Genomic DNA, 13,129 nt, shown 5'->3' on the forward strand with positions numbered 1-13,129 from the left:
GCCGGTTCCAGCAAGTCGAAGGCGTGGGAGGCGTGCCGGACTGGGCATCGTGGTGGGTCACAGCCCCGGCAACGCCCTCTCTATGCTGGGGACATGGTCGATATACCTCTTTCAGCGCTGGAAGTCGCGATGGTTCAAACGGGCGCCCGAGCCGTGGATACCCTGCGCGACACCGCGGCCTTCGCACAGGGACTGGAACGGCTGGGCTACCACCGGATCTGGTACGCCGAGCATCACCACTCACCCGCGATCGGCGCGTTCCCACCGGTCGTGCTGACCGCGCACTCCGCCGCTTCGACCTCGGTCATCCGTGTCGGTTCGGGCGGCGTACTGGCCCCCAACCACGCCCCCATCACGCTGGCGGAGCAGTTCGGAACACTGGCCGCCTTGCACCCCGGCCGCATCGACATGGGCATCGGCCGCGGCCCTGGCACCTTTGACGAGGCCACCGCACGGGCACTTCGCCGCGGAGCCGGACCGGCGACGGATGCGGAGTACCAGGGCGACGTAGAGGTGATCCTGTCCTTTCTGGTCGACGAAGTCGCACTTGGCCCGCTGCCGGAGCCATGGCTGCTGGCCTCCAGCACCGCAGGTGCCGCTCTCGCCGCGGGACTCGGTCTGCCGATCGCCATCGCACACCACATTCGGCCGGACAACACCCGTGCTGCCCTGGAGCGTTACCGGGGGGCGTTCACCCCGTCCCGGTGGTGCGAGCATCCTCGCGTGCTGTTGTGCGTGGAGGCGGTGTGTGCCGAGACGGAGGAAGAAGCCGCGTGGCGAGTCGGACCGATGGACGTCGTCAAAGCCGGGCTCCTCAAAGGATTGAGTGATACGCCCTTTCCCACGCCCGCGGAGGCGGCCGGCCACACCTTCACGGCCGAGGAGCGAGAGGCGCTGGCCGGCTTCCGTGCGCAGCAAGCCGTCGGAACACCCAAGGCCGTCGTACACCGGCTCACAGAACTGGCTGATGAGACCGGAGCGGACGAACTCATGCTGACCACACCCGTTTACGACCTTCGCGACCGGATTCGCTCCTACGAACTGATCAAGAACTACTCCGAGGCCACGACAGCACCGTAGGAACACTGCGGGGGAGGACGTTGTGCCCGTACGTCGCAGGTGCTCCGCCGAGCGACAACGATCCACAGATGCGGTTGCTTGAGTTGATGACCCGCGTCACGGGACCGCCGGGTGTTCCGAACGCCGACGGGGAGCCGGTCAAGGAGGTGCCGCAGACCGCCGGCGCGCCGCACCAACGCGCTGCGGTTGCCCCCGGGGGTGGGAGTGACGATTCGATCGGGGATCAACTGCCACCAGGGCGTGGAACTCGGACGACACCACACCACAGCAGGCCCCGGACGGCGCCTACCCTGACCGGGTACGACAGGGTGGTCGGTCGGCGCTCCCGGGCACCTTCAACGCGACGAGGTTGTCGTGGAGATGAGGTGGTCGATGACGTCGACGAGACTGGCTCGGCGTTGGTAGGCGGCACGTTGGCGGTACGCGCCGCTGCCGGCAGCGCGCAGGCGTGACCAGAGCGTGTTGACCAGTTCCGTGTCGCCGTGGTCGTGTAGCGCGGGCTGCAGCCAGGACAGGAGTTCGTCGACTTGGCCGACGGCGGGGGACAGGCCGCCGGTGGACAGGTCGATACCCTGCCCGGCCAGGCCGTCGCGGGCCGCGCGCCAGCAGGCGGCGCGCAGCATCTCCGGCCCGGGCCGGAATACCGGGTCCCCGGCAGCGATGGCCTGCAGGGCGGTAGCGGCCATCGCCCTGAGGAGACCGGCGAGCAGCACGGTCTCACCCGGTGTGGCGGTCGCGTCGGCGACGCGGAATTCGAGCGTAGGTACATGGTGGGAGGGCCGGATGTCCCAGTACAGGCCGCCGCGATCCATTACCGTCCCGGTGGCGATGAAGCCGGCGACGAGGTCCTCGAAGTGGGAGGGGGACTCGAAGTAGGGCGGGGGCCCGGCCACCGGCCACCGTCCCCAGGTCGTCGTACGCCAGCTGGCGTACCCGGTATCACGCCCGGCCCAGAAGGGCGAGTTGCCGGTGAGAGCGATCAGAACGGGGATCCAGGGGCGCAGGCGGTTGCTGATCTGCAGCGCCGTGGCGAGGTCGGGAACGCCGACGTGGATGTGACAGGCGCAGGCACACTGTTCGTCGTCCAGGGCGCGGAACATCTCGGCACTCAACGTGTAGCGGGGGCCCGGGGCCAGCGGCGGCGGGGAGGCCTGGCCAAGGACCGGGGTGCCGCTGGAGATGACGCGAAGGCCCTGACGCGCGGCGGCCCGTACGACCGCCGTGCGTGTGGACCGGACCTGCTCGGCAAGCTCCGTCAGGCTGGTGTGCGGGTCGGTGCGCACCTCGACCTGGTAGCGCGTCAGCTCCATGCCGACGCGATCGCCGAGTTCGCCCGCGGCCTCGGCCACCACCTTCTCCGCCTCCGCGCTCACCGCGCGCGACACAGGGTCGACCAGGAGGAATTCCTCCTCGGCTCCCACCGTCATGGGGGCGTGTCTGCCTGCGACGGTCCGGCTTCGGCCATGGCCTGCGAGCGGTCCTTGTGTACCGGCGGACGTACGCCCTGTACTCGTCATGGTCATCATGCTGTCACGGGCGGTAAGCGTGAGGCAGGACGCAAAGTCGACATTCTCTCAACTCCGGGGAGCGGGACGTGCGCGAGCGGACACAGGTATTGATCGCCGGGGGCGGCCCCGCGGGAACGACAGCGGCCACGCTGCTGGCACAGCAGGGCTTCGACGTGGTGCTGCTGGAACGGGAGCGCTTCCCCCGCTACCACATCGGGGAATCCCTGCTCCCTTCACTCCTGCCCGTCCTGGACATCATGGGCGCCCGCGAGGTCGTCGAACGGCACGGCTTCGTCCGCAAGAGCGGCGCCTTCTACGGCTGGAGCGGCCAGGAGTGGGCCCTGCGTTTCGACGACCCCGGCAGGCCGGCGACCCACAGCTTCCAGGTCATCCGCTCCGAGTTCGACCACCTCCTCCTTCAGCACGCCCGCCACCAGGGAGCGGACATCCGGGAAGAAGCGCAGGTACGGCACATAGCCATGCCCGAAGGCCGGGCCACCAGCGCGTCCTGGTCCACCAAGGACGGCCGCGACGGCGAGATCGACTTCACCCACCTGATCGACGCCACCGGCCGGGCCGGGATTCTCGGCGCCCGGCAACTGCGCACCCGGCGCGTGCACGACGTGTTCCGTAACGTCGCCGCCTGGGGGTACTGGCGCGGCACCGCACCTCTGCCCGACGCCCCCGAGGGAGCGATCGGGGTCTTCTCCCTGCCCGAAGCCGGCTGGTTCTGGGCCATCCCCCTCCACGACGGCACCCTCAGCGTCGGCCTGGTCACCGACAAACGCTCCTTCAACCAGGCCAAAGACAAGCAAGGCTCCATCGACGCCGTCTATCACGAGGCACTCGCCCAATGCCCGCTCCTGGCCCGCATGCTGGAAGGCGCGCAACCGGTATCCGCCCTCAAAGTCGAGAGCGACTACTCCTACACCAGCGACGCGTTCTGCGGCCCTGGCTACTACCTCACCGGCGACGCCGCCTGCTTCCTCGACCCGCTGCTGTCCACCGGCGTACACCTGGCCATGTACAGCGGCCTCCTCAGCGCCGCAGCCATCGCCACCGTCCTGCGCGGCGAAACCGACGAGGCCACCGCCCGCCGCTTCTACCAGACCACCTACCAAAACGCCTACGAACGCCTCCTCATCCTCGTCGGGGCCTTCTACCGCATCCACGACGGCCGCGACGCCTACTTCCGCAGAGCTCAAACCCTCAGCCACCGGGACCAGCAAGGACTGCGCCTCCACGAGTCATTCCTTAACATCATCACCGGCGCCGAAGATCTCCACGACGCCCAGGAACAATCCCTCGACTTCCTCTACGAAAAGCTCCGCAGCCCTCTGACCGGCCACCACCCTCACGGCCTCGGCGGACACGGAACCAGCCACATGCTCCCGCTGCCGACCACCCCCGACCAGGCAGCCGCAGGCCTCTACCTCTCCGTGACCCCTTACCCCACGCTGCGCCCCACCCCTCGACCTGAAGGCGGATCATGACACCCGAGTTCCCGCCCGAGCCGTGGTTGCTGCGGGGCGACATGTACGCATCCCTGTGGTCGCTGCCCGCACGCTCCTTGCCTCGGTGGCCGTTGCCTGCCGACGTGCGGCCGCTGATCGTCGCGGGTCGATGCGCGCTGGTCACGTTCTGGGTGGACTATCAGCCCGGAGGCACACTGGCCTACCGCGAGCTGCTCGTCGCCCTCGTGGTGCGCCGCGGGCGGACCGTCGCGGGCACCGCGGTCGCCGCCTGGGTCGACAACGAACAGTCCCTGGCCGGCGGCCGGGCACTGTGGGGCATTCCGAAAGAGCCGGCCTCACTGGCTGTCGGACCGCCACCGGCCGCCGGGCGAAAGGCCGGCGCGGTCCGGCTCAGACTGTCCCCGGGCAGCTGCCGGCACAACGCGGTCGCGGCATGGGGCACCTACCGCGACCTGCTGCGGCTGCCGGGCAGGATCCCGGTGCGCGGCGAGCTGGTTCAGCGGCATGAAACGGGTGAGGTGCGCCGGGTGTCCCTCCGGGCCATGGGATCCCCCGCCCTGGGACGCATCCAGCTGGAGGCGGACGACGCGGGGCCGTTGGCCTTCATCAGCGGCCGCCACCCGCTCCTCACCGTGTCGCTCCGCGATTTCCGCTTCACCGTAAGCCGGACAGGCCAAGCCAACGGCACCGCGGGCAGGTGACCGGGACGGGAAGGCTGCCCGACCTGCGAGCGACTTCGAAGAGGAGTTCGGCGGCCCCTCCTGTTCAGCGCACTGGATGGTGTGGGGGCTGTATGGCGTCGGCGTACAGGCTGAAGAGGCGCAGACGGTGGTGCTGGTCCGCGGTGGTGGCTGCCTGGTGTTCGAGGAGCCGGGCCCAGCAGCGGGCGGCAAGGTGGCGAGCGTGTGCGCCGGCCCAGGGCCGGGGGAGCAGTTGCGGTGGGAGGAGGGGGTCCGGTTCCATGGCGCGGGTGAACTGGGCGGCGAGTTCGACGGCGATGGTCAGCTGGTCGATCTCGGTCGGTTCGATCGCGGCGTCGAGCTGGCCGAGGCGGGCCTGAGCGAGGGCAGCCAGCGTGTCGTAGCGGTTGGCGATCTCCTCCAGGGGCCAGAGCCCGGCGGCCAGATCGGTGGCATCACGGCGATTCCCGATGCGCAGGTCGTTGCTGGTGAATGTCGTGAGGGCATCCAGAATGCCGAGGTGACGTGCCTGGGTCTCGATGTGTTCCTCGATGGGGTTGGCACTGACGTACAAGCCGCCCTGGACGGCGGCGGCGCCGAGTCTGAGGAGGGTGTCGCGCAGCGTGTCCCGAGCTGCTCTGGCTGATTCCGGTACGGCGAACGCGAAGAGATGCCAGACGCCGTCCCACGGCGCCTGCCCGTTGTCTTGCGCGTAGGCGTAGCGGACGTACTCCACTTCCGGGGCCAGGGACCCGGTGACGTCGGCGGTGGCATGCAGCAGGGCTTTGCGGCCGCGGCCTTCGTGGGTGAAGCGGCCTTCAGTGACGAGTCGTTTGATGCACAGGCGTACTTGCTGGTCGCTCATGCCGAGCGCGCCCGCGATGGTGTAGAGCTCGCCGGTGTCGACGGTGCCGTCCTCGCGGACCAGGGCGTGTACGAGCAGGCGGGTGGGGATCTCGGGGGCGTTCTCAGGCATGGACCGAGCATAGGCGCGCGGTACGGGAGCCCTGCCGTCGCTCACGGTCGGCCGCCCGGCTCCGGGGTGATGGGGCGGTGCATGGTGGTGACGGCGTTGAACCCCATCAAGCGGCGCAGGTAAGGCGTCTGTTCGGTGTGGACGGCGGTGAAGGCGTGGCGTTCGTACAGGGTACGTGCGCGGGGATTGACGTCGACGACGTCCAGCCGGACCTGCCGGCAGTGGCTCTCGGCGGCGACACGGAAGACCTCGCCGAGCAGCAGACTGCCGATGCCGCGTCCCCGGAACTCCGCAGCGACGGCGATGCCGTCCATGACCAGCTGCCCCGCGGCCGGAGTGCGTTCGAGCAGCGCCAGCAGGGCGAGTCGTGGCATCCCTCTGAACAGGCCGTACGTATCCAGGACATCGGCCACTCCGCCGCCGGTCAGGCCTCGGCCGTCGAGCTGGTAGCCGGCCACTGCCACCACTTGATCACGGGCGAGCGCCACCACCGCCCGGTCCCGGTGGAGATGCGCCGCGATGAAGAGCTGCCCGGTGGCCGGCGGGTTGAGCGCCACGCCCAGCTTCCGGCCGAACGCCTCCCAGTACAGCCCGGCCACCACGTCCTCGGCCCCCTCCGGCACACCGCGCCGAACGGCCACCGGTCCTGCTTCGGCATGGGTCATGTCCGGCTCTCCTCGCTCTTGGTCTCCTTCGGTCACCATACTCTCTCATCTGGTACGTTCGTAATGGAAACGAGCGTTGAAGAAGCGATAGACGGGTGCGCTGATGGGTATGCGGCAGAGGAAACAAGGTGTCCCCAGGGGCGGGCGTCGTAGGAAACGAACAGGGATCTGGTTCCTGGTCGGTGTGCTCCTGGCGGCCGCAGGGCTGGGGGGAGTGGCGATCTGGCAGAACACGTACGACATCCGGGAAGAGCGAGTCACGCTGCGCCACGGCAAGCAGACACTCGACGGTGTACTGGCCACGCCAACAGGCGGCCGCGGGCCCCACGGGCTGGTCGTCTTCGTTCATGGCGACGGGCCGATCGACGCCACTCACGACGGTTTCTACCGGCCCCTGTGGGAGTCCTTCGCCGAAGCCGGGTACGCGGCGCTGTCCTTGAGCAAGCCGGGGGTGGGTGGCTCGTCGGGCAACTGGCTGGACCAGAGCATGGACGACCGGGCCGACGAAGCCGTGGCGGCCATCGCCTGGGCGCGTCAGCGGCCGGACATCGACAGCCGGCGCATCGGGCTCTGGGGAGCGAGCCAGGCGGGATGGGTACTGCCGAAGGTCGCGGCCCGTGCTCCTGATCTGCGGTTCGTCATCGCCGTATCCCCGGCCGTGAACTGGCAGCAACAGGGCCGCTTCAACCTCTTGGCCCAGATGCGTGAAGACGGGGCCTCCGTTGAACAGACAGCGGCGGCGTTGAGGCGACGGGAAACCACTGTGCGACTGCTGCGCCGCGATGCCTCGTTCTCTGCATACCGTGCCGCTGTCGGCGACCTGCAAGGGATGACGGCCGACCGATGGCGGTTCGTCAAGAAGAACTACACCGCCGACGCCACGGCAGACCTGCGGGCCGTCCAAGGAACGACTGTCCTGCTCGTCCTGGCCGGCCATGACATCAACGTCGACGTGACCGACACCGAAAACATCTACCGCAAGCTGCTTCCAGCTTCGCTCTTGCGGGTTGAGCAGTATCCGGACGCCACGCACTCCCTGGTGAAGCACAACGTCGAACAGTCGGAGTTCAAGCTCACGCTGACGGCGGTCTTCGCGCCCAGGGCCCTGTTCGGGAGCGGATTTCTCGCCGGCCAGCGCCAGTTCCTCGAGCAGGCCAATGCCGACGCCGACGCCGACGCCGACGCCACCGCCGGCAAGGGCGGGCGGACATGACGGACACGACGACGTGACTGACGCCCGCAGGCCCACAAGGGCAGCGGATCCCTGACATCGACGCGCTGCGAGGATTCGCACTCCTCGGCCCTGATGGTCAACATCACCTACCTCGCCTCCGCCCACCACGGCACCGGCCTGGAAGACCCGAGCTTCGATTCACCGGCCGACCACGCGACCCGCTACCTGGTGGCGACCTTCTTCGAGGCCAAGTTCTTCCTGCTGTTCTCCTTCCTGTTCGGCTACAGCTTCACCCTCCAAGCGAAGTCGGCCGCACGCGGCGGCGCCCGCTTCTCCCGCCGGTTCCTGCGCCGCCTGGCAGCATTGTTCGCCCTCGGAGCCTTCCACGCCGTTGTTCTCTTCCCGGGAGACATCCTCACGACCTACGCGGTGCTGGGCCTGGTACTCCTCACCGCCCGAAACACCCGGCCCCGCAACGCGGTGCGGACTGCGGTCGTCCTGTTCACCGTTACCGCCACCGGCTACCTGATGCTCGGCTTCGCCCAGTACGCGGCCGGCGGTGGCGGCATAGACGCGGCCGCCGCGGCGGCCCAAGCCCAGCAGGCCACGGACGCACTACGCTTGGCCCGGGATCGGTGATCGGCGCGCACCTCGAACAGCTCCCGGACGTCGCGTTCCTGCTCATCTCCTTCCAGGCCCCTGCCGCGCCGGCCGCCTTCCTGCTCGGCTTCGCCGCCGGCCGCCACGAGGTGCTGGCCGATACCACCCGCTACCAGCCGGTACTGCGACGGCTGCAGCAGATCGGCTACCCCGTCGGGCTGGCCGGGGGAGTGGTCTACGCCCACGCGAGCCTGGAACACCCCGGCACTCCCTACCACCTGGCCGCCCTCGGCTTCGACGTCGTGACCGCACCGCTGCTGGCCGCCGCGTACGCGGCCACCGTCGTACGCCTGACCGCCAACGCCCGCGGCCACCGGCTCACGGCCCTCCTGGCTCCGGCAGGCCGGATGGCTCTCACCAACTACCTCACCCAATCGCTGCTCTGCGCGCTGCTCTTCACCGGATTCGGCGCCGCCCTGGTGGGCCGCGTGTCCCCACCTCTGGTGACCGGCATCGCATTGACCTTGTTCACCTGCCAACTGGTGGCCTGCGATGGTGGTTGCAACGCCACCGCTGCGGTCCAGTCGAATGGCTGCTGCGAGCGGCGACCAACGCCGCCTGGCCGCACCGGCAGGAGTAGCACACCGTGGCACGCGCCTGTTGCCCGTCCGTTTGGCCACGGTTCACGGCACAGTGGAGGCATGAACGCAGACAACAGGAACATTCTGGCCAGGGGACGCGTGGCGACCAGGCTTCCAGCCCAGGACCTGGACCGGGCGCGGCGTTTCTACGCCGAGCAGCTCGGTCTGGAGCCCGTCGACGAACGACCCGGTGGGCTGCTGTATCGGTGCGGAGGCGCGGAGTTCGCCCTGTTCAAGTCGACGGGAGCCTCACCCGGTACCTTCACTCAGATGGGCTGGGAGGTCGACGACGTCGAGACAGTCGTGTCGGAACTCAAGCAGCGCGGCGTGATGTTCGAAGAGGTCGACGTGCCCGGCTTCCGAACGAAGGACGGGATCGCCGAGATCGACGGGAACTACCCGAGCAAGGGCGCCCGGGGGGAACGCGCCGCCTGGTTCCGTGACAGCGAGGGGAACCTGCTGGGCATCGGCGAGCCGGTCCTCTGAACAGAGAGCGCCATGGCCCGACTGACGCTTGGCCGCCGTCCGCATTTCGCCCTACGAGGCCTGCCCCAAGCCGTCTTTGAAGGGCTGGGCGGTGTGGCACGGCCAAGAGGTACGCCGCTACTTGGGCATCCATGATGAAGCCCGCCGGCCTCCGCGCACTTCATCACTCTGGGGAATGTCCTTTCCCGCTTGATCTCCATGGTCGGTGACGAGGAAGAGCGGCGCCAGGGGGGCCGATGGCTGTACGCGTCGGCGGCTGCGGGCTCGCAGGAGGGCGCGCTTGCTGACGGCATTGCCCCTTGTCCGGGTGTGCGAGCCCGACCCGGATCTCAGGTACCTCGGCTGGTGGCAGGTGATCGTGTCCGGAGCCACCGTGATGGCGGGGATGGTCGTCGGCTTCGCCGCGTGCTGTGGTTGCTGGAGCTGCTCCACATCGGCTCTCGGCATGCACCTCGTTCCGACGGCCCCCACCAGGACGCACCCCATCTCACCAGCAGCGTGCGTGAGACGCCATCACAGGGGCGCGGCGGAGCACGGTCGTGGGCGGCCCACCGCGTTCAGAGGCGCTTGGCCAGCCCCGGGTAGGCCACGACCAGGCCGTCCGCGTCGAGGGTCAGGTCTGCCCGGTACGTGCCGGAGGCGTACCGCACGCGACTCGCACTGAGGTGCGTGTACGTCTGGCGGTTGGGCCGGACGGTGAGGTCGGGGACGTGGATCCAGGCCATCAGGAATTCCCGCTCGCCCGGCGTGCGGTGCAGGGCGTGCCGCAGCACGGGCATCGTGTTGGTCAGCGGCGACAGCCCGAGGTCGCAGTCGAGGGCCCCGTACAGGTCGGGCGCCGGCTCCCCGTCCACCGTCCACCTGCCGTCCTCCGCCCGGCGCAGGTCCAACTCGGCTGTCATGTCTGTCATTTCGGCGGTGGCTTGTAGGCGCTGGGTCACGAAGTCATCGACTGTCTTGAGTTCGTACGTGATCCAGTACGGCTCCGGCACCGTACCGACCACGCGGCCGCGCGCCCGCAGCGTGCTGCCGTCGAGCTCGATCCAGGCGGTCTCGTATCCTCCGCTCTCCGTGACGTGCCAGGTCAGGACGTGGTGGTTGGTCATCGGCCAACGATAGCGGCGGGCGCGCCGCACGGCAGTACGCCGTACCCCGGTCGTCCCCGAGCTGATCGCGACCGGGGGAGCCTGGGCGTCACCCACTGTGCTTCGTACGCCCGTGCTGGGCAGGGGTCGAAATCGAACGCGGAGATCGTGCTCTCTGTCCAAAGCCTTCTGGTCGAAGACGCTGCCCCGCGCATACCTTGCTCTTGCCGACAGCCGTTGAATCAGGCGCAGGGCCCCCACTGGCCCAGCCCTTTGGGTGAGGAAGAGCAGAATGCCCCTCGAAATCGTTCTGAGCCCGCGTGACGCGAGCGTGCGATCCGAGCTGGCCGAGGCACAGGGATGGGGTGCCTACGTTTCGCAGCTGCGCAGTGCGATCGGAATGATGATTGAGGCCAGCCGCACGGAGACCCTCCAGGCCGGTGATTTGTACGTGGGCCGGCCGCTGCCTGACGGCAACGGGAGGCTCCGCAACGGCGTGGAGGTCGCTCCCGCGGAAGCGCTGAATCTTGTTGTCGGGATGGCGGCCGGCGACGGCCCCTACTGCAGCCTCGCTGGGGCGGGGATTCGCATCAAGACGGCATGGGACGGCGCCATACACCTCTACGTGAGACCGGAAGTCACCCGTGGATCTGGAGGGGCTCCGAAGCCGTGACCTGAGCATCGGTTGGCGCACTGCGGACCCGGAGCCGACCGAGGTGTCGACACTCGTCGACACCGCCGCGGACAGCGAATTCTGGGCAGCGGTACGTGCCGGCCTCGGGGAGGAGGTGACCCTGCTGTGCGAGCGCTGGGCGCACGGGGCCTACGGCTACCGTTGGTTTCGGTTGGACCCACAGAATTTCTCGGCGGTAGCCCAGGCTGTCTCGGCCCGGTCGCTCCTCTGCGTTGTGGCCGACCCGGACCTGCGGCTCCGAGCAGATCTGCTGGATGACGGCTTCACCGCCTTCGAAGCTCCGCTCACACCCGGGCAACTGGCCTACCGGTCCTATTCGTTCGGCGCCGACCGTCTCGCCGAAGTGACGGCCGAAGGCTACGCGTTCATGCTCAGTGACTCGGCACTGTCCCAGTGGTGCGCCGTGGTACCGGACGCCGACGGAGTAGTCAGAGGCCAATGGGAGGACTTCGGAGAGTAGATCCGTGGGCCCAGGTTTCGGGAGCGTGTCGGCCGGCAGTACAGCCGCGCCCCGAACCAGAACGGTCCGGGCCGAAGCTGTGGTCAGCCGGCGTCCGGCAGACCCCGAAGGTCCGGGAATTCCGGCACGTTGAACAGCCGTTGCGCCCGCCGGCCGTTCTCGAGACGAAGGGCGGTCCCCCATGGCCACGGGTCCTCGGGTTCGAGGTGGGGGCAGACGAGGCGGTGGACGACCCGGCATACGGTGCCGGGTATGGGTTCGGCGTCCCACAGGTTCCAGGCGACACCGTCCGTAGTGATGATCCAACGCCGTCGGGGTGGCAGGTGATGGGCAGGGACAGCACTGCGGGGCTCCAGGAACACCCATCTGCCGGGGTAGAGGGTTGGATAGCGGTCTTGGGGCAGCTCACAGTGTTCACAGGTGGCGGGTGCGGGTGGCCCGGGGGCAGTGGCCCCTTCGAGCATCGCTTGGACCTCAGAGTCTGAGGAACGGCGTCCGGGTTGGTGGTCAGGGCTGTCCGGGCAGGGCTGAGCGCTTCCTGTGTCCCCCATAACCTAAGGGTCCGGGCATGTACTGCCGGCGGGTAGGGCGCGAACCGGCCGGTACCGACGGGGGCATTGCTGCCTGGTGCGCTCCCAGACGCCTCACGGTGTTCCTGGTGGCGCGACACCCACAACCCACCCGGCCGGAACCCCTGCACACGACGGAAACCGACATGACACCGGAGGAGGAGCGCCGGGCATCCGGGTCCGGCCGGCGAAGCCGTGCGTCCGAGAGCTGGGGCCATGTGGACCCGGGGGCGGAAGGCGCCGAGGGCGCCGAGGGCACGCGCCCGCCGAGGTCCTCGTAGCCCCTCTCCGCCGGGGAGCCGGGGTCGGCACTGTGCCTGGATACGGTCAGCGCACCGGCGTCAGGCACAGTGCCGACCCGTCCCTGCTGTATTCCGGGTAGAGGAGGTACGCGCCGGCGGGACACGCCCCGTTCGGCGACACGCGGTACTGACTGTCGCTGTCGGAGCAGCTGACGCGTTCGATGTCCTGCTCGGGCCAGGCCGCGTTGTTGCGGACGCAGTCACCGACCGACACCAGTGCCGCCTTGCCATCGCCCGACACCAGGCCGATGACCGTAAGAACGGTCACCATGGCGAGCGCCAGACCGACGGCGAGGAGGGGGATGAGGGCCGGGGGCCGGGCGAGGACACGCTTACCGGGATCGAGAGGACGGCGCACGGCGCCGACCGGAGCGGCCAGGCGGCGGAAGACGGCGCGTGGCCCGAGATTGAGGAGCACGGTGAAGGGCGTGATGATCATCGACAAGGGGCCCCACCAGCCTTGCCACAGCGTGTCGGAGGTCATCCGACGGTAGAACGCCGTGCCGCAGTCGCGGCAGAAGTCACCTTCCCGCTTGCGGAAGCGCATGATCACCAAGAAGCCCTGGTGGCCACGTATGACCGCGTGCGCGGCCGGCCGCGCACCACACACCTGGCACGAGGGCCCGGCGGGCATCCCGTACGGAGCACCCCACTGGGGCGTCGCATGCTGTGCGTACGGCGAGAAGCTTCCGTGCGGTGCACCGCCATAAGGGACACCGTGATGTGCGGAGGAG

The 13,129-nt window shown here is 68.9% G+C and carries 14 protein-coding genes and 1 pseudogene; 9 read left to right on the forward strand and 6 right to left on the reverse strand.

The window, feature by feature from the left end; translation table 11 throughout:
* The first annotated feature begins 93 nt into the window (after window positions 1-93).
* Window positions 94-1,080, forward strand: a complete 987-nt coding sequence (locus ABZX79_RS11825) for an LLM class flavin-dependent oxidoreductase (protein ID WP_355254775.1) — start codon at window positions 94-96, stop codon at window positions 1,078-1,080.
* Window positions 1,081-1,415: 335 nt separating this feature from the next.
* Here the strand turns inward: ABZX79_RS11825 and ABZX79_RS11830 are convergent, their stop codons facing one another.
* The gene (locus ABZX79_RS11830; protein ID WP_355254777.1) at window positions 1,416-2,507 is read right to left on the reverse strand and encodes a glutamate--cysteine ligase; all 1,092 of its coding nucleotides are present in this window, start codon (window positions 2,505-2,507) and stop codon (window positions 1,416-1,418) included.
* Between the two features lie 167 nt (window positions 2,508-2,674).
* Between ABZX79_RS11830 and ABZX79_RS11835 the strand changes: the two genes are divergently transcribed.
* Together ABZX79_RS11835 and ABZX79_RS11840 are read left to right on the forward strand one after the other, a co-directional pair.
* A complete protein-coding gene (locus tag ABZX79_RS11835; protein WP_355254779.1) occupies window positions 2,675-4,081 on the forward strand; it encodes an NAD(P)/FAD-dependent oxidoreductase in 1,407 nt (468 codons plus the stop codon).
* Window positions 4,078-4,764 carry an acetoacetate decarboxylase family protein gene (locus ABZX79_RS11840; RefSeq protein ID WP_355254781.1) on the forward strand — a complete coding sequence of 229 codons (687 nt, stop codon included), beginning with the start codon at window positions 4,078-4,080 and terminating at the stop codon, window positions 4,762-4,764. Before ABZX79_RS11835 ends, ABZX79_RS11840 begins: the two co-directional genes overlap by 4 nt.
* A 64-nt stretch (window positions 4,765-4,828) precedes the next feature.
* Here the strand turns inward: ABZX79_RS11840 and ABZX79_RS11845 are convergent, their stop codons facing one another.
* Window positions 4,829-5,719: a PaaX family transcriptional regulator C-terminal domain-containing protein gene (locus ABZX79_RS11845; protein ID WP_355254783.1), complete on the reverse strand. Its 891-nt coding sequence runs from the start codon at window positions 5,717-5,719 to the stop codon at window positions 4,829-4,831.
* Between the two features lie 41 nt (window positions 5,720-5,760).
* Complete coding sequence (locus tag ABZX79_RS11850; protein ID WP_355254785.1) at window positions 5,761-6,384, reverse strand: GNAT family N-acetyltransferase; 624 nt, start codon at window positions 6,382-6,384, stop codon at window positions 5,761-5,763.
* Between the two features lie 214 nt (window positions 6,385-6,598).
* Between ABZX79_RS11850 and ABZX79_RS11855 the strand changes: the two genes are divergently transcribed.
* From ABZX79_RS11855 to ABZX79_RS11870, 4 genes and pseudogenes are all read left to right on the forward strand, one after another.
* Window positions 6,599-7,597 (forward strand): CocE/NonD family hydrolase, encoded by a 999-nt coding sequence (locus ABZX79_RS11855; RefSeq protein ID WP_355254787.1) that lies wholly within the window; start codon window positions 6,599-6,601, stop codon window positions 7,595-7,597.
* A 93-nt stretch (window positions 7,598-7,690) separates the two neighbouring features.
* A complete protein-coding gene (locus ABZX79_RS11860) occupies window positions 7,691-8,197 on the forward strand; it encodes a hypothetical protein (RefSeq protein WP_355254789.1) in 507 nt (168 codons plus the stop codon).
* 110 nt (window positions 8,198-8,307) lie between these two features.
* Window positions 8,308-8,649, forward strand: a pseudogene (locus tag ABZX79_RS11865) (DUF418 domain-containing protein); the annotation flags it as partial.
* 210 nt (window positions 8,650-8,859) lie between these two features.
* Entirely contained in the window at window positions 8,860-9,285 is a 426-nt protein-coding gene (locus ABZX79_RS11870) for a VOC family protein (RefSeq protein WP_355254924.1), read from the forward strand.
* A 557-nt stretch (window positions 9,286-9,842) separates the two neighbouring features.
* Here ABZX79_RS11870 and ABZX79_RS11875 read toward each other — a convergent pair.
* On the reverse strand, window positions 9,843-10,391 hold the full coding sequence (locus ABZX79_RS11875) for a putative glycolipid-binding domain-containing protein (RefSeq protein WP_355254791.1): 549 nt from the start codon (window positions 10,389-10,391) through the stop codon (window positions 9,843-9,845).
* Window positions 10,392-10,662: 271 nt separating this feature from the next.
* Here ABZX79_RS11875 and ABZX79_RS11880 point away from each other — a divergent pair, with 271 nt between their 5' ends.
* Together ABZX79_RS11880 and ABZX79_RS11885 are read left to right on the forward strand one after the other, a co-directional pair.
* Complete coding sequence (locus ABZX79_RS11880; RefSeq protein WP_355254793.1) at window positions 10,663-11,043, forward strand: hypothetical protein; 381 nt, start codon at window positions 10,663-10,665, stop codon at window positions 11,041-11,043.
* A complete protein-coding gene (locus tag ABZX79_RS11885; protein WP_355254795.1) occupies window positions 11,015-11,524 on the forward strand; it encodes a hypothetical protein in 510 nt (169 codons plus the stop codon). Before ABZX79_RS11880 ends, ABZX79_RS11885 begins: the two co-directional genes overlap by 29 nt.
* A gap of 83 nt (window positions 11,525-11,607) precedes the next feature.
* Here ABZX79_RS11885 and ABZX79_RS11890 read toward each other — a convergent pair whose 3' ends face one another.
* Together ABZX79_RS11890 and ABZX79_RS11895 are read right to left on the reverse strand one after the other, a co-directional pair.
* A complete protein-coding gene (locus ABZX79_RS11890; RefSeq protein WP_355254797.1) occupies window positions 11,608-12,075 on the reverse strand; it encodes a DUF6083 domain-containing protein in 468 nt (155 codons plus the stop codon).
* Window positions 12,076-12,420: 345 nt separating this feature from the next.
* Entirely contained in the window at window positions 12,421-12,942 is a 522-nt protein-coding gene (locus ABZX79_RS11895; RefSeq protein WP_355254799.1) for a hypothetical protein, read from the reverse strand.
* Window positions 12,943-13,129 lie beyond the last annotated feature (187 nt).

It is taken from the genome of Streptomyces sp. NPDC002994 (genome assembly GCF_040611155.1).
GTDB lineage: Bacteria > Actinomycetota > Actinomycetes > Streptomycetales > Streptomycetaceae > Streptomyces.